This is a genomic window from Mycobacterium persicum (assembly GCF_002086675.1).
Lineage (GTDB): Bacteria > Actinomycetota > Actinomycetes > Mycobacteriales > Mycobacteriaceae > Mycobacterium > Mycobacterium persicum.
Map to the genome: position 1 here is coordinate 58,436 of NZ_MVIF01000012.1, position 14,717 is coordinate 73,152.

The 14,717-nt window shown below is 69.7% G+C and carries 15 protein-coding genes; 5 read left to right on the forward strand and 10 right to left on the reverse strand.

Going from position 1 to position 14,717, the window contains the following annotated elements; translation table 11 throughout:
- The first annotated feature begins 52 nt into the window (after window positions 1–52).
- Together BST40_RS06500 and BST40_RS06505 are read left to right on the forward strand one after the other, a co-directional pair.
- On the forward strand, window positions 53–829 hold the full coding sequence (locus BST40_RS06500; protein WP_198929523.1) for an S-methyl-5'-thioadenosine phosphorylase: 777 nt from the start codon (window positions 53–55) through the stop codon (window positions 827–829).
- Window positions 826–1,866 (forward strand): NAD-dependent epimerase/dehydratase family protein, encoded by a 1,041-nt coding sequence (locus BST40_RS06505; protein ID WP_075546908.1) that lies wholly within the window; start codon window positions 826–828, stop codon window positions 1,864–1,866. The genes BST40_RS06500 and BST40_RS06505 overlap by 4 nt, the downstream gene beginning before the upstream one ends.
- Before the next feature lie 3 nt (window positions 1,867–1,869).
- On the opposite strand, the gene BST40_RS06510 is transcribed toward BST40_RS06505, so the two are convergent.
- Window positions 1,870–3,459, reverse strand: a complete 1,590-nt coding sequence (locus BST40_RS06510) for a DUF7937 domain-containing protein (RefSeq protein WP_116671240.1) — start codon at window positions 3,457–3,459, stop codon at window positions 1,870–1,872.
- A gap of 314 nt (window positions 3,460–3,773) precedes the next feature.
- Between BST40_RS06510 and BST40_RS06515 the strand changes: the two genes are divergently transcribed.
- Genes BST40_RS06515 through BST40_RS06525 form a run of 3 tightly spaced genes read left to right on the forward strand, consistent with a single transcriptional unit; the run spans window position 3,774 to window position 6,892 of the window.
- On the forward strand, window positions 3,774–5,543 hold the full coding sequence (locus tag BST40_RS06515; RefSeq protein ID WP_244174305.1) for a DUF7159 family protein: 1,770 nt from the start codon (window positions 3,774–3,776) through the stop codon (window positions 5,541–5,543).
- A 33-nt stretch (window positions 5,544–5,576) separates the two neighbouring features.
- Window positions 5,577–6,233, forward strand: a complete 657-nt coding sequence (locus BST40_RS06520; protein WP_075546905.1) for a glycosyltransferase family 2 protein — start codon at window positions 5,577–5,579, stop codon at window positions 6,231–6,233.
- Window positions 6,230–6,892 carry a TIGR04282 family arsenosugar biosynthesis glycosyltransferase gene (locus BST40_RS06525; RefSeq protein WP_075546904.1) on the forward strand — a complete coding sequence of 221 codons (663 nt, stop codon included), beginning with the start codon at window positions 6,230–6,232 and terminating at the stop codon, window positions 6,890–6,892. The genes BST40_RS06520 and BST40_RS06525 overlap by 4 nt, the downstream gene beginning before the upstream one ends.
- Window positions 6,893–6,958: 66 nt before the next feature.
- Here the strand turns inward: BST40_RS06525 and BST40_RS06530 are convergent, their stop codons facing one another.
- The 9 genes from BST40_RS06530 to BST40_RS06570 form a co-directional block, all read right to left on the reverse strand.
- The gene (locus BST40_RS06530) at window positions 6,959–8,206 is read right to left on the reverse strand and encodes an APC family permease (RefSeq protein ID WP_075546903.1); all 1,248 of its coding nucleotides are present in this window, start codon (window positions 8,204–8,206) and stop codon (window positions 6,959–6,961) included.
- An 8-nt stretch (window positions 8,207–8,214) separates the two neighbouring features.
- A complete protein-coding gene (locus tag BST40_RS06535; RefSeq protein WP_083153825.1) occupies window positions 8,215–9,567 on the reverse strand; it encodes a hypothetical protein in 1,353 nt (450 codons plus the stop codon).
- An 11-nt stretch (window positions 9,568–9,578) separates the two neighbouring features.
- Window positions 9,579–10,679, reverse strand: a complete 1,101-nt coding sequence (gene menE / locus BST40_RS06540; protein WP_371686805.1) for an o-succinylbenzoate--CoA ligase — start codon at window positions 10,677–10,679, stop codon at window positions 9,579–9,581.
- A gap of 59 nt (window positions 10,680–10,738) precedes the next feature.
- Window positions 10,739–11,035, reverse strand: coding sequence for a DUF3349 domain-containing protein (locus tag BST40_RS06545; protein ID WP_075546900.1), 297 nt, complete (start codon window positions 11,033–11,035; stop codon window positions 10,739–10,741).
- A 59-nt stretch (window positions 11,036–11,094) separates the two neighbouring features.
- Window positions 11,095–11,388, reverse strand: a complete 294-nt coding sequence (locus BST40_RS06550) for a hypothetical protein (RefSeq protein ID WP_075546899.1) — start codon at window positions 11,386–11,388, stop codon at window positions 11,095–11,097.
- Window positions 11,385–12,629 (reverse strand): inorganic phosphate transporter, encoded by a 1,245-nt coding sequence (locus tag BST40_RS06555; RefSeq protein ID WP_075546898.1) that lies wholly within the window; start codon window positions 12,627–12,629, stop codon window positions 11,385–11,387. The genes BST40_RS06550 and BST40_RS06555 overlap by 4 nt, the downstream gene beginning before the upstream one ends.
- Before the next feature lie 97 nt (window positions 12,630–12,726).
- On the reverse strand, window positions 12,727–13,134 hold the full coding sequence (locus BST40_RS06560) for a VOC family protein (RefSeq protein ID WP_075546897.1): 408 nt from the start codon (window positions 13,132–13,134) through the stop codon (window positions 12,727–12,729).
- 20 nt (window positions 13,135–13,154) lie between these two features.
- On the reverse strand, window positions 13,155–13,784 hold the full coding sequence (locus BST40_RS06565; protein WP_083153827.1) for a maleylpyruvate isomerase family mycothiol-dependent enzyme: 630 nt from the start codon (window positions 13,782–13,784) through the stop codon (window positions 13,155–13,157).
- A gap of 14 nt (window positions 13,785–13,798) precedes the next feature.
- The gene (locus BST40_RS06570; RefSeq protein ID WP_083153828.1) at window positions 13,799–14,686 is read right to left on the reverse strand and encodes an SDR family oxidoreductase; all 888 of its coding nucleotides are present in this window, start codon (window positions 14,684–14,686) and stop codon (window positions 13,799–13,801) included.
- Window positions 14,687–14,717 lie beyond the last annotated feature (31 nt).

A 14,717-nucleotide genomic window follows, 5' to 3' on the forward strand; every position in this document is an offset into this window, starting at 1 on the left:
GCCGGTGTCCCGCACCCGCGATCAACTTGCGGGCATAGACAACAATGAGCGGATGCTCGCAGTGATCGGCGGTACCGGCTTCTACACCTTCTTCGGTCCCGATGCGCGCACCGTCGAACCGGAAACCCCCTACGGCCGGCCCAGCGGCGCGATCACCATCGGCACCGTCGGAGGCCACGATGTCGCGTTCCTGCCCCGGCACGGCGTCCATCACCAGTATTCGGCGCACACCGTGCCCTACCGGGCCAACATGTGGGCGCTACGTGCCCTTGGCGTGCGACGGGTGTTCGCCCCGTGCTCCGTGGGTAGCCTGACGTCCCGGCTCGGGCCCGGCGCGGTGGTGGTGCCCGACCAGTTGGTCGATCGCACCCGCGGCCGGGCCGACACCTACTTCGACTCCGGCGGGGTGCACGCCACCTTCGCCGATCCGTACTGTCCGACGCTGCGCGGCGCGGTCACCGGGTTACCCGATGTGGTCGACGGCGGCACGCTGGTGGTGATCCAGGGCCCGAGGTTTTCCACCCGCGCCGAAAGCCAGTGGTTTGCCGCCGCGGGGTTCAACCTGGTCAACATGACCGGTTATCCCGAGGCAATCCTCGCTCGTGAGCTCGAATTATGTTATGCAGCAATAGCTTTGGTGACCGATGTCGACGCGGGTATCGACGTCGGGAAGGGTGTGAAAGCGTCCGACGTGTTCGCCAGCTTCGGAGAGAACATCGAGATGCTCAAGGAGCTGGTGCGGGCGTCGATCGGCCGGGTCGCCGGGGAGCGCACCTGCACCCTGTGCCTGCTGCATGCCGGTGTCGCGTTGCCGTTCGAGTTGCCGTGAAGGTGCTGTTGACCGGTGCGGCCGGTTTCATCGGATCCCGGGTGGCCGTCGCGCTGAGCGACGCCGGCCATGAGGTGGTCGGCGTCGACGCCTTGCTGCCGGCCGCGCACGGGCCCGACGCTCGGTTACCGCCGGGGTGTCACCGCGTGGACGTCCGTGACGGCGACGCCCTGGCGCCGCTGCTGGCCGGGGTGGACCTGGTGTGTCACCAGGCGGCGATGGTGGGTGCCGGGGTGGACGCCGCCGACGCGCCCGAATACGGCGCCCACAACGACCTGGCCACTACGGTGCTGCTGGCCCAGATGTTCGCCGCCGGGGTGCGCCGCCTGGTGCTGGCGTCGTCGATGGTGGTTTACGGGCAGGGTCGCTACCACTGCGGCCGGCACGGATTGGTCGACCCACTGCCGCGGCGGCGCGCCGATCTGGACGCCGGCGTCTTCGAGCACCGCTGCCCGGTCTGCGGGGACCCGGTCAGGTGGCGGCTGGTGGACGAAGCCGCCGCGGTGCGGCCGCGCAGCCTGTACGCGGCCAGCAAGGCGGCGCAGGAGCACTACGCGCTGGCGTGGTCGGAGTCGACGGGCGGCTCGGTGGTGGCGCTGCGCTACCACAACGTCTACGGTCCCGGCATGCCGCGCGACACCCCGTATTCCGGGGTCGCGGCGATCTTCCGCTCGTCGCTGGAAAAGGGGGAGCCGCCAAGGGTTTTCGAAGACGGCGGTCAGATGCGTGACTTCGTCCACGTCGACGACGTCGCCGCGGCCAATCTGGCCGCCGCGGATCTGACCGCGGCGGACCGCGGCGGGTTCACCGCCGCCAACGTCTGTTCGGGGCAGCCGATCTCGATTCTGGAGGTGGCCACCGTGCTGTGCGAGGCCCGGGGCGATTCGATGTCTCCGGTCATCACCGGGCAATACCGCAGCGGCGATGTGCGCCACATCGTCGCCGATCCGGCGCGAGCCGCCGAGATGCTGGGCTTCCGTGCGGCCGTGGCGCCGGGCGACGGGCTGCGTGAGTTCGCGTTCGCGGCCCTGCGCTGACCGTTACTGCGAGTCGCCTGGCGGACGGTAGATCTTCGGGCGCACGGGCCCGGTCGTCTCGGCTGACCGGAAGATCCGGGGGGACGGCCCCGGCGCCGACAGGACGGTGGTGGGCGCGTCATGGACCGCCTCCGGTGTCCGGAACCGGGCCGTCTCCGCTTCCGACGGCAGCGCGGGCCGCCCGTCCGGTGGGGTGCGGAGCCGACCAGACCGGGGGCGTCGCGGATGTGACCGCATTCGCCGCGGCGGGCGCTGCCGCCGGGCGATCAGGACGGCGGCGAGAATGCCCAGGGCCAGGCCGCACAGCGTCACGTCGAAGACGCTGCTGATCTGCTGGGCCAGGTTGTTGCCATAGACCGGGTTCGCCGGGGCGCCGGGCGGTGTCGCGAATCGTGGCGCCAGGACGACGCCGAGGATGACGCGAGAAACGCTGAGCGCGAACAGAAATCCGGACAGCGACGAGATCAGCCGGCCGGGCAGCGCATCGTTTGTCAGGTTGAGTCGAAGCCAGATCGCAAGCACCGCGGTGACAAGATCGAAGCCCGCCAGCGTCATGGTGTCATAGCGCGAATAGGGGTAATCCAACATCACCGCCGTGGTGAGGTCGGTCAGCCTCATCACCACCGAACCCAGGCACCACGCGGCGATGAGCAGCAAGCCGTTGCGGGCCGCCGCGCGCCAGACGGCCTTGGCTATCGGCCGGCCGCCCGGGGGTCGCACCAAGGTCAGCGGCGCGAAGACGGCGGCGCCGGCCGCCCACGCCAGAAACCCCTCGTATCCGACGCCGGCCGTCGAGGTGTTCTGCGCGATGCCGTGGAATGCGTCGACTTCGCGGCCCACCGGCAGGATCCACACGATGACTCCGGCGACCAGCGCCGAGGCTCCCAGCGCAATCGTGGACAGCCGGTAGTCTTCGGTGCCCTTCAGCATCCACCGGGATGCAACCAGCACCGCAACCAGCGCGACAATGCCATAGACCACCGCCGTGTCGATCACCACGATGTTCTGCTTGCCGAACCCGGAGGCGGCCCCAGCGGGATGCAACGCGTATCGCACCCGCCACACAAGGTTGAAACCCGAGCTGAGGGCGGCGCCGAACATCGACGCATAGCCGATGATTCGGGCAGCCAGCAACCAGTTGCGGTGTTTGTCATCGTCGGCGATCGTGGCGGTGATTGACGGTTGCGCGCTGAGCACCGCGCCGGCGGTTCCCAGCCAGGCGCCCGGCCCGACACCGCCGGGCACGTTGACGGTGCCACCGAACCGGATCGTTTGGAACGCGTCGTAGACGACGAACGCCAACACCAGCAGCAGATACGGGATGTTGAGGCCCAGACGCACCCGTCCTGCCCGGCCAGGATCGGGCTTACCCAGATACGGCACGACGGCTGCCGTCAGCGACAGCAGCGTCACCAGCAGCAGGACCCCGAACAAGATTTTGCTGCTGCCCGGAATCCGGAAGCCGAAATACAGATTCCACGGGAAGAACAGCGCGCTGACCACCAGCACACCGGCGGCCAGGTCCCGGTTGATGTTCCACCTTCGTAGCGAGTCCCGGGCCTGACCGGGCGGGGCCGGCGGCTGCGCGCCCATGATCGGGCCGGTCGGCGTGTCGTCGCTGCTCAGGCTCACGATGCCTCCCTGGGATCGAGATCGGTTGCGGCTGCCTCGGCGTCGGCGCGGCGGCGAGGGAACCCCCTGCCGGGCGCTCGGCGTTGTTGGATTGCGAACATATCCTCCATTCGGACGACGCGGCAGGTGGCAGGGTTTTCGGGTGTGACCCAGCCCTTCGGAAATCCAGTTACGCTGCGTTTGTCGCCTGAAAAGATGAATACTGCCGACCGTATCGCAGTCTAATGATGCCGGACATTGCTGGCCGTGGGGTCGCCAGCTGAAGGAGACCGTAAATGGACGTCGTGTTGGGGGTCGCGGTCGCGGGTCCGGTCGCGCGGTTAGCGCTTGTCGGGGCCGGCTCCGGGGGTGCCGCCGTGATCGACCAATCCTCGGTCGACGTGGCCGATGAGCCCATCTCGGTGTTGACCGAGACGGTGGCCGGCACGGACCGATTGCTGGCCGACGAGGGTCACCGACTGGTCGCCACCCGGCTGTGCTGGCCGGATCACGGCAAAGCCGACGAACTGCGGCAAGCTCTGGTCCATTCCGGGGTCCACGACGTGGAGGTGTTGTCGGAGTCCGAGGCTGCCACCGCGCTCTTGGGTGCGCAGGGCTCGGACTCGGCTGTGTTGCTGGTCGGCGAGCAGACGGCGAGCTTGTCGGTCGCCGGTGCCGGTGACGCGCCGCCGACCGTGCTGGCTGCCGCGCCGGTGGAGGGTGACACCACGGCGACCTTCGACACGCTGATGGCGCGGCTGGATGAGCAGTCGGGTGCTCCCGGTGAGGTTTTGCTAGTGGGTACCTCTGCCGAGCAGACCTCGGTGCTGGCCGACCAGTTTCAGGCCGCCTCGACGATGCGGGTGCAGGCTGTCGACGATCCGACGTTCGCCCTGGCCCGTGGCGCGGCGTTGGTTGCCGGGGCGGCAGCGGGCGCGTCGGGTTCGACGATGGCGCAGCCGGCCGTGGCCGCAGACGCGACGACTTTCCTCCCGCCGGCCGCGGTGCCGGCGGGTGAGGCAGCAGATGCCCAGCTGGCGTACTCGGAGGCCGGCGACGACTTTGCGGGCGCCTATGACGACTATGACGATGACTATGGCGAGTACGGCGACTACGGCGACTATGGCGACGACGAGGCGGCCGCCTCGGGCCGTCCGCGGCTCAACTCCCGGTCGTTGCTGATCAGCAATGCCGTGGTGGCATTCATGATCATCGGATTCGCCTCGCTGGCGGTGGCGGTGGCGGTTGCCATCCGGCCGACCGCGGCGTCGCAGCCGGTCCAGGGTTACCAGAACGCGCAGCCGGGCAAGTTCATGCCGCTGTTGCCGACGGAACAGCAGGCGCCGGTCCCACCGCCACCTATCGACAACCCCACCGCGGGCTTCCAGGGAGGTACCGTCCCGGCCGTCCAGGGCGTGGTTCCTCGGCAGCAGACGCCGCCCGCGACGGGCGGGGAGCCGGTTGCACCGGCCCCGGCGCCTCCCGGTGTCGTGCCCGCACCAATTCCGATCCCGGTTCCCGTCATCATTCCGCCGTGGCCGGGCTGGTCGCCGGGAGTGCCGACTCCGCCGACCACGCCACCCACCACGCCGCCGACGACGCCACCCACGACACCGCCGACGACCCCACCCACCACACCGCCGACTACACCGGTGACCACACCGGTGACCACGCCGCCGACCACACCGGTGACCACGCCGCCCACGACGATGGCTCCGGTGACCACGACGGTCGCTCCGACGTCCGTTCCGCCGACCACCGTCGCTCCGACGACCGTGGCTCCCCAGCCGACGCAACAGCCGACCCAGGAGCCGACGCAAGTGCCAACGCAACAGGCACCAACCCAGCAGGCACCAACTCAGCAGGCACCAACCCAGCAGCAGACTGTGGCCCCGCAGGCGCCGCAGACGGTGGCTCCGGCTCCGCAGCCGCCCCTCGGGGGCGGCGGCAGCGGCAGCAGCGGTGGTGGTAGCGGCAGCAGCGGCGGCAGCAGCGGTGGTGGTAGCGGCGGCAGCAGCGGTGGTGGTAGCGGCAGCAGTAGCGGTGGCGGCCACTCCGGCCACTGATCCCGGTCGCGGCTTCGCCTAAGGTCGGAGGGCATGCCCGGCGATGCGGTGACTGTGGTGCTGCCCTGTCTGAACGAGGAAGAGTCGCTACCGGCGGTGCTGGCCGCGATCCCGGCCGGTTATCGGTCGCTGGTGGTGGACAACAACAGCACCGACAACACCGCGGTGGTTGCCGGCCGCCACGGCGCGCAGGTGGTTACCGAGCCGCGGCCAGGTTACGGCGCTGCGGTGCATGCGGGCGTGGAAGCCGCGACAACCCCGATCGTGGCGGTGATCGACGCCGACGGGTCGATGGATGCCGGTGAATTGCCCCGGCTGGTGGCCGAACTCGAGCGGGGCGCCGACCTGGTAACCGGTCGACGTCGCCCGGTTCGCGGATTGCACTGGCCCTGGGTGGCGCGGCTGGGCACGGTAGTGATGAGCTGGCGGCTGCGTACCCGCCACGGATTGCCGGTGCATGACATCGCGCCCATGCGGGTGGCTCGGCGGGAGGCGCTGCTGCATCTGGGCGTCGCCGATCGACGGTCCGGGTATCCGCTGGAACTGTTGGTCCGCGCCGCGGCAGCCGGCTGGCGCGTGGTCGAACTCGACGTCAGCTACGGTCCCCGGACGGGCGGCAAATCCAAGGTCAGCGGTTCGTTGCGGGGCAGCATCATCGCGATTCTGGACTTCTGGAAGGTGATCTCGTGAGCGTGCTGCCGGTCACGGTGCTGGTGGTCGCCAAGGCGCCGGAGCCCGGATTCGCCAAGACGCGGCTGGCCGCGACGATCGGTGACCGGATCGCCGCCGACATCGCCGCGGCGGCGCTGCTGGACACGCTCGACGCGGTCGCGGCGGCGCCGGTGGCCGCGCGGGTGGTGGCGCTCACCGGTGACCTGGACGGGGCGGCCAACGCCGACGACATCCGGCAACGGCTGGCGGCCTTCACGGTCATCGAGCAACGTGGCGAGGACTTCGCCGACCGGCTCGCCAACGCACACGCCGATGCCGCAGACGGGTATCCCGTACTGCAAATCGGCATGGATACTCCCCAGGTTTCCGCCGGACTGCTAAGTGATTGCGCACGACGGTTACTCAATGCGCCGGCGGTGCTCGGATTGGCACTCGACGGTGGCTGGTGGGTGCTCGGAGTGCACAGCCCTGCTGCGGCGGAGTGCCTGCGCGGCGTCCCGATGTCGCAATCGGACACCGGTGAACTCACATTAAAAGCGTTGCGCGACAACGGTATTGAGGCGACAACTGTGGCGGCACTGGCCGATCTCGACGTCATCGACGACCTCGCGGTGGTCCGCGACGCGTGCGGCCCGGACAGCCGCTTCGCCCGGGTCACCCGCGCGGCCGGGCTGTAAAGCCGCCCGGGGAGGTGGGCAGCACCAGCGGGGCGGCGCACTCGGGCGTTGCCGGATACCCCACCGTCAGCGGGTTCGGCGGCGCAGCACCACCCAGCGCCCGACGAGCCCGACGGCAAACATGCCCAGCCCAGCGGCGACCGATTCCCACGGCAATGTGACCACCAGGACCAGACAACCGGTCAGCCCGAAGACGCTTAGCGCCCGCCGCCGGCCCCGGCCCGCCAGGGTATAGGCGGCGGCGTTGGCGATCGCGTAGTAGATCAACACGCCAAAGGACGAGAAACCGATCGCGCCGCGCAGATCCACGGTTGCCACCAGCACGCACACCGCGACGGCCAGCGCGATCTCGGCGTGATGCGGCACCTGATAGCGCGGATGGACCGCGGCCAGCCAGCGAGGCAGGTCCCGATGACGGGCCATCGCCAGCGCGGTGCGCCCCACCCCGGCAATCAGCGCCAGCAGCGCACCGAGGGAGGCCAGCGCGCCGCCGACTGCCACCACCGGCACCAACGGCGCGGCACCGGCGGCGCGCAGCGCCTCGGCCAGCGGTGCCGCGGCACTGGCCAGCCGGTCCGGGCCGGCGGCCGACAGCACCGCCACCGCGACCACCAGATAGGTCGCCACCGTGATCGTCAGCGCCAGGGTGATCGCCTTGGGGATGGTGCGGGCCGGGTCACGGACCTCTTCTCCCATCGTGGCGATGCGCGCGTAGCCGGCGAACGCGAAGAACAGCAGTCCCGCCGCCTGCAGCACCCCGTAGGGCGTGACGACGGACCAGCCTTCGATCAGATGGGCGGACCCGGGCCGGGCCGCGGCAATGCCGATTACCACGACGGCGAGCGCAATAAAGGTGCACGCCACCAATATTCGGGCCAGCATCGCGGTCTTGGTGATGCCCCGATAGTTCAGCGCGGCCAGCACCGCCACGGCGGCGACCGCCACGGCTCGCTGCGCCCACCCCGGCCCGGTGACGGTGTAGGAGGCGACGGTCAACGCCATCGCCGCACACGAGGCCGTCTTGCCGATCACGAATCCCCAACCGGCCAGAAAGCCCCACCACGGTCCCAGGCGTTCGCGCCCGTAGATGTAGGTGCCGCCGGAAACCGGATACCGCGCGGCCAGTCGGGCCGAGGCGATCGCGTTGCAATAGGCGACCGCCGCGGCGAGAGCCAGCCCGATCAGCAGCCCCACGCCCGCAGCCCGGGCGGCCGGGCCGAACGCGGCGAACACCCCGGCGCCGATCATCGATCCCAGCCCGATCACCACCGCATCGGTGGTGCCGAGCCGACGTGCCAGTGCCGACTCTTCCATGTATCCGCCTACCAGTTGGTGAAGATGATGCTGTTCAGCAGCAGGGCACCGACGGCGTTGACCGCCAGCCACAGCCGGTCGGACCGCGCCGGCAGCAGCGCGGGCGCCGCGGTCAGCCAGATGGTGAACGGCAGCCAGATCCGTTCCGTCTCCGCCTTGCTCAGCATGCTCAGGTCCGCGCAGACGATGGCGGCCAGCGCCCCCAGCAGCAGCAGGTGAAACCCGGAGCGGTGGCCGATCGCGTCGCGGTCGAACACCCGGCTGATGCCGGCGACGCTGCCCAGCCCGATCGCGCACACCACGCACGCCAGGTTGGCCCAGCTCCAGTACTGAAACGGCCGGTCGTGGGCGATCCCCTGCCAATAGCGTTGCTGCACCAGGGTGTAGCCCTCGAACCAGGAGAATCCGGCCACCGCGAAGGCCACCGCCACCGCCAGCGCCGCCAACACGGCCGGCCCCACCGCCCGCAGGCACACCCGCCAGTCTCTGGAAGAGGCCAGTACCGCCAATGCCGGAAGCCCCATCAGCATCAGGCCGTAGCTGAGGAAGACGCCCCAGCCCAGCAGCAGGCCTGCCCCGGCGGCCACCAGCCCGGGAAACCGCGTTCCACCGTGCACCGCAACGGCGAGCAGCGCGATACCCCACGCCGCGACGCCGGCGAAATAACCGTCGGCCGACACCGCGACCCAGATCGCGGTCGGCGCCAGAGCGAGAAACGGGGCGGCGCGGCGGGCGGTGCGCTCGCCGGCCAGCGCGCGGCCGGCAACCACCACCGCCGCCGCGGCGCTCGAACCGACCAGCAGGCACAGCAGCCCGGCCCAGGCGCCGCCGTGCAGACCGAGCCGATCCAGCCACACAAACGTCAGCAGCGCGCCCGGCGGATGCCCGGAGACATGCGTGGTCCAGGAATTCGGCTGGAAGTCGACGATCCGGCCGGCGAACGTCCGGAGCGTCGCCGGGATCTCTTTGACGCCCGGCACCTCCGATAAGTACTCGTCCTTGGTGGTCAATCGGCCCGCGAAGCCTTGCTGCCAGCCGTCGATCATCGCCAGCGAGAACGCCCAGGCGCAACTGGTGACCCAGCTGCCCAGGGTCAGTAGCTGCCACGAAAGCCGTTGCACCACAAACGGACCCAACGCCACGACGGCCAGTGCGATGACGATCGCGGCGACGGTGCCCCAGCTGGCGTGGATGTCCCAGTAGCCGAATATCGGTGCCGCGCCGGCCCGCGAGGCGAAGCGTTCCAGGCCGATATCGCTGCGCGGTTTGACACCTAGGTTCGTCCGCGGCAGCACGAAGGCGGCTGCCACCAGGACGACCCCGACCGCGACGGCTACCGTTTCCCGGCGGGCAATTCTCACGATCGCTCAGCCTATTGATCGCTGGCGACTTGATCGCCGGCGACGCGGCGCACCAACGCCGCCCGGTCGATCTTGCCGATGCCGCGTCGCGGCAGCTCGTCGACGATGTGCAGCTCGCGAGGCGCGGCGGTGACATCGAGCGTGCGCGCGACCTGCGCGCGCAATGCCTCCAACGTCGGCGCGGCGCGACCAGCGCGGACCACGATCGCGGCCACCACGCGCTGGCCCAATCGGTCATCGGCCAGCCCGAAAACCGCACAGTCAGCCACCGCCGGGTGGCTGGACAATGCCGTCTCCACCGGCCCCGGCAGCACGGTCAGTCCGCCGGTGCTGATCGCGTCGTCGACCCGCCCCAGCACCCGCAGCACGCCCGAATCATCCACCGCGCCAAGGTCATCGGTGAGGAACCAGCCCGGTTCGGCGAACGGGTCGGGATCGACCGGGTTGCGATAGCCGTTGGCCAGGGTCGGGCCGCCCAGCGCGATGCGGCCATCGGCCAGGATCCGCACCCGGACCCCGTCGAGCGGCACGCCGTCGTACACGCACCCTCCCGCGGTCTCACTCATGCCGTAGGTGCGTACCACCCTGATCCCGGCCGCCGCCGCGGCTGCCACGACTCGCCGCGGAGCCGGCCCGCCGCCGATCAGCACGGCGTCCAGTTCGGCCAGCGCCGCCGTGGCGGCCGGGTCGGTGAGCGCCTTGGCCAGCTGGGCGGCCACCAGCGACGTGTATCGCTGCCCCGGGTCCAATCGCCTTATCGCACCGGGCAATTGGGTGACGTCGAAGCCCGCGGAGACATCCAGCTCGACCGGCGTGCGACCGGCGAGCACGCTGCGAACCAGCACCTGCAGTCCGGCGATGTGATACGGCGCCACGGCCAGCAGCCAGCTGCCCGGGCCGCCGAGACGGTGGTGGGTGGCCGAGGCGCTGGCGGTCAGAGCGGCCGCGGTCAGCAATGCGCCCTTGGGCGCACCGGTGGTTCCCGACGTCGTCACCACCAGTGCCACGTCGTCGTCGATCTCTTCCCCCACCCGCAATGCGGCGGAGGCAGCCTCATCGGGTGCCGCCGTCACCACCAGCGCCGAGCCGTCGCCCTCGAGAACTCGCTGCAGGGCGGGCAGCAGCAGTGAGACGGCGGAGCCCGGGGGGACGGTCAGCGCCCGCAGGACGGCTATGCCCGGTCCTCGGCGGCGTCATCGAACGGCCAGCCATGCGCGGCCAGCCGGGCGCGCACCCGGTCGACGTCATCCGGCGACGGTAGGTCGTCGGTGAATTGGGTGATCACCACCCCGATGTCGATCTGGTCGAACTCACCGCGGCGGATGAGTTCGCTGGCGACGGCCTGCACCTCGTCGTTGGTCAGTCGGCGCGCCAGCAGGGCAAGGACGGCAAAGGAGTCGGTCGGTGGAACTCCCTCGGGATAGCCCGCCCGCAGCCACGACACGATTGAGGTGAGAAATCGGTTCACGCTGTTACAACTTCCCGTCAGGCCCGCCGAAAAACCGTACGTCAGGATCCAATCTGACGCTACGCGCGTTTCGCGCCGAGGAGGTTCCAGCCGAGGTGATGGGCGATGAAGTCGCGGGCGATGTACAGGACGCCGACAATGACCACCGCCAGCACCAGCCCGAAGATGGCCCAGCCGAGCGCGACCAACACCGGGCGCCGTGGACCGGCGTGGTCCCCGACCGCCCCGACGGTGCCTGAACCGGCTGCCTGCAGCCGCACTCCGAGCGCGAACAGCGCCGGCAGCCCGGCGCCGAGCAGCACGCTGGCAATCAGGATCTTCGCCGTGGCCTCGTAGTTGAACCAGTGATTCATGAGGCGTTACCGGTCTTGACCGCGTCGTCGGCACCGAAGTCCGGTAGCTGACCGTTCGATGCGACGGTGGTTGTTGGAGGTGGCGGAACCGGTTTGACCGCCCCGTCGAGCCCGGCCGTCAGGCTGCCTTCCCACTCGGCGTTGACGTTGGTGTGGTCCACCCGCGCCTGGCGCGACCGCCGCCAGATGCTGGCAGATGTCAGGCACAGCAGGCCGAAACCGACGAGAGCGCCCGGGTATCCGCCGATGATGTGCACGAGCCAGTAGGTGGTCGCGCCGACGAGGCCGGCCAACGGAAGCGTGATCAGCCACGCGGCCACCATCCGGCCGGCTACCCCCCAGCGCACCTCGGCGCCGGGCTTGCCCACGCCGCTGCCCAGCACCGAGCCGGTTGCCACCTGGGTGGTCGACAACGCGTAGCCGAAGTGTGCGGACAACAGGATCACCGCGGCCGACGACGACTCGGCGGCCATGCCCTGTGGCGGCTTGATCTCGACCAGTCCCTTGCCCAGTGTCCGGATGATGCGCCAGCCACCCAGGTAGGTGCCCCCGGCCATCGCCACCGCGCAGGACACGATGACCCACAGCGGCGGCATGGTGGCGGTCTTGCTGACCGCGCCGTAGGACATCAGGGCCAGAAAGATCACACCCATCGTCTTCTGGGCGTCGTTGGTGCCGTGCGCCAACGAAACCAGTGATGCCGAGCCGATCTGACCGTGCCGGAACCCGGCTTCGGTTCGCTTGCCCGGGAGGCCACGGATGACCCGGTACACCAGCCAGGTGCCGATCGCCCCGACGAGCGTGGCCAGCAGCGCAGCCACTACGGCCGGCACGAGCACCTTGGACACCACACCGCTCCAGATGACGCCGTGACCGCCGACGGCGGCGATCGTGGCGCCGACGATGCCGCCGATCAAGGCGTGTGACGAACTCGACGGGATGCCCAGCAACCAGGTCAGCAGGTTCCACACGATGCCGCCGACCAGGCCGGCGAACACCAACTCCAGCGTCACCAGGTTCGCGTCGATCAGACCTTTGGCGATGGTGGCCGCGACAGCGGTGGACAAGAACGCGCCCACCAGGTTCAGCACCGCCGACAAAATGACCGCTGTCTTGGGCGCCAGTGCGCCGCTGGCGATAGAGGTGGCCATGGCGTTGCCGGTGTCGTGGAAACCGTTGGTGAAATCGAACGCCAACGCCGTGATCACGACGATAATCAACAGGAACAAGTCGAGGCTCACGGCACCTGATTCTGGTAGTTGGGCTGATCCGCTGTCGAATAGCTGAGTACGCGAAATACAGGTGTACCGCCACTCGTCGCCAGATATTACTTAACCGTTAACCCGGTGTTCCGCCGCGTTCACCTCGGGTGTCTTTGCGCAGCGGGTGGCCCGGGGGCACCTCGACGAAGATCAAGGTGATGCCGTCCGGGTCGGTCACCTGCATCTCGTAGAGTCCCCACGGTTCGTGTCGCGGCTCCCGAGCGATCGGCACCCCCCGGCCGGCCAACTCGGCCCGCGTGGCGTCCAGGTCGCGCACCTGCAGCCACAGCGCCCCGGGAAACGGGCCGCGGGAGTGGTCGGGCTCGCCGTAGCCGGCCAGCTCGAGCAGCGACTGGCCAGCGAAAAGCACTGTGCCCGAAGGGTATTCGCGGGCAATGGCCAGCCCCAGCTGGTCGCGGTAGAAGCTCAGCGACTTCTGATAGTCGGCCGGCCGCAGCAGCATCCGGCTGGCCAGGATTTCCATGGTGTCGTGTCTATCACTTGTCAGTTGGCGGCGCATCGGCTCCGCAGGGTCGGCACGCCGGGGCCCGTGAGGTCGTCGCAGCCGGCCACCCGGCCGGTCATGGCCAGCAGCAGCGACAGCAGCGGGCCCTTGACCTCGTCACCCTGTCCGTGCTGCCAGTCGTGGTCGGTGGCCCGCAGCGCCAGCCCCGACACCCGGCTCTTGGAGCCGATGAGCATGTTGGAGCCCTTGTAGAAGTCGATCACCTGCGCAACCGCGTCGGGCGGGTAGGCGTGCGAGATGCCCAGCGGACGGCGGATGTCCTCGCCGTGCACGACCACCTCGCCGAGCCACGACGTCGTCGGCCCGGGTGGGGCGGAGGTGGATTGCCGCAAGCGGCGGAACTCCTCAAGGGTGGCGGCCGGGTCGGGGCCGCGGCGCTTGGCGATCTGGCCCTCGGCGAATTTGTCGAAGTTGAACCCGGCTCTGGCCAGCGCCAGAAAGAACGTGGCCGGATTCAGTGCGGCCGTCGCCGACAGGTGCGCGACGACGTCGCGCACCGTCCATCCGGTGCACAGCGACGGGGTGTCCCACTGTGCCGGCGTCAGCCTGGCGAGGTCGTCGGCGAGCGCTCCACGCTCGGCCGCGATGGTGGTCCAGATGTCGGTCATGGCACCCTCCTGAGTTAATCGCCGTTGAGGTGTTCGTTGCGTTGCTGCATGAGGGCATTGACCCAGCGGGGCCCGATGGTGTTGAGCGCCTTGGCCGCCAGGGCGATCCGCGGCGCGATCCGCACCGGCCGAGTCCGCGCGGCGGTCACCATCCAGTCGGCGGCTTCCCGCGCCGTGAGCGCGGGCATTCCCTCGTACGCCTTCGTCGGGGCGATCATCGGAGTAGACACCAACGGGTAGTAGAGCGTCGTGGAATGCACCCCGACGCGTCCCCACTCGGTTTCGATGGTTCGGCTCACCGCCGACAGCGCCGCCTTGGACGCGTTGTATACGGAGAACAGCGGCGCCGACTCCGACAAGACGCCCCACGTCGCGACGTTGATGATGTGGCCATCGCCGCGCTCGCGCATCCCTGGCGCCAGTCCGCGGATCAGCCGCAGCGGGGCGTAGTAGTTCAGCGCAATGGTCCGCTCGATGTCGTGCCAGCGTTGCAGCGACTCGTCCAGGGGACGGCGGATTGACCGGCCGGCGTTGTTGATCAGGATGTCGACGCCGCCGATGCGCCGTTGCACGTCGGCCACCAGGGCGTCGACGGCGTCCAGGTCCGAGATGTCACAGGGCATCGACATCGCCGTCCCGCCGGATGTGGTGATGCGGTCGGCGACGGCGTCCAGCAAGTCCTTGCGGCGGGCGACGACGGCCACGGTCGCGCCCTGCCGGCCGAACAGCTCGGCGGCGGCCTCGCCGATGCCCGAGGAGGCACCGGTGATCAGGATCCGCTTGCCGTCGAGGTTGACCGGCCTGATCGCGGGCCGGTTGACCAGCAGTTGCGGCGACACCGGTGGCCGCATGGTGGCCAGCGAGATCTGTTCGGCCAGCCGGCGCAGCGGACTCTTGCTCACAGGGGGGCAGTCTAGGTGGCAGCCCGGCACC

Coding starts and splice junctions, on each gene's coding strand:
- BST40_RS06565 (WP_083153827.1), bottom strand. CDS start 13,784: ATGACCGACATCTGGACCACCATCGCGGCCGAGCGTGGAGCGCTCGCC.
- BST40_RS06515 (WP_244174305.1), top strand. CDS start 3,774: ATGGACGTCGTGTTGGGGGTCGCGGTCGCGGGTCCGGTCGCGCGGTTA.
- BST40_RS06520 (WP_075546905.1), top strand. CDS start 5,577: ATGCCCGGCGATGCGGTGACTGTGGTGCTGCCCTGTCTGAACGAGGAA.
- BST40_RS06550 (WP_075546899.1), bottom strand. CDS start 11,388: ATGAATCACTGGTTCAACTACGAGGCCACGGCGAAGATCCTGATTGCC.
- BST40_RS06510 (WP_116671240.1), bottom strand. CDS start 3,459: ATGGGCGCGCAGCCGCCGGCCCCGCCCGGTCAGGCCCGGGACTCGCTA.
- BST40_RS06500 (WP_198929523.1), top strand. CDS start 53: ATGCTCGCAGTGATCGGCGGTACCGGCTTCTACACCTTCTTCGGTCCC.
- BST40_RS06530 (WP_075546903.1), bottom strand. CDS start 8,206: ATGGAAGAGTCGGCACTGGCACGTCGGCTCGGCACCACCGATGCGGTG.
- BST40_RS06560 (WP_075546897.1), bottom strand. CDS start 13,134: ATGGAAATCCTGGCCAGCCGGATGCTGCTGCGGCCGGCCGACTATCAG.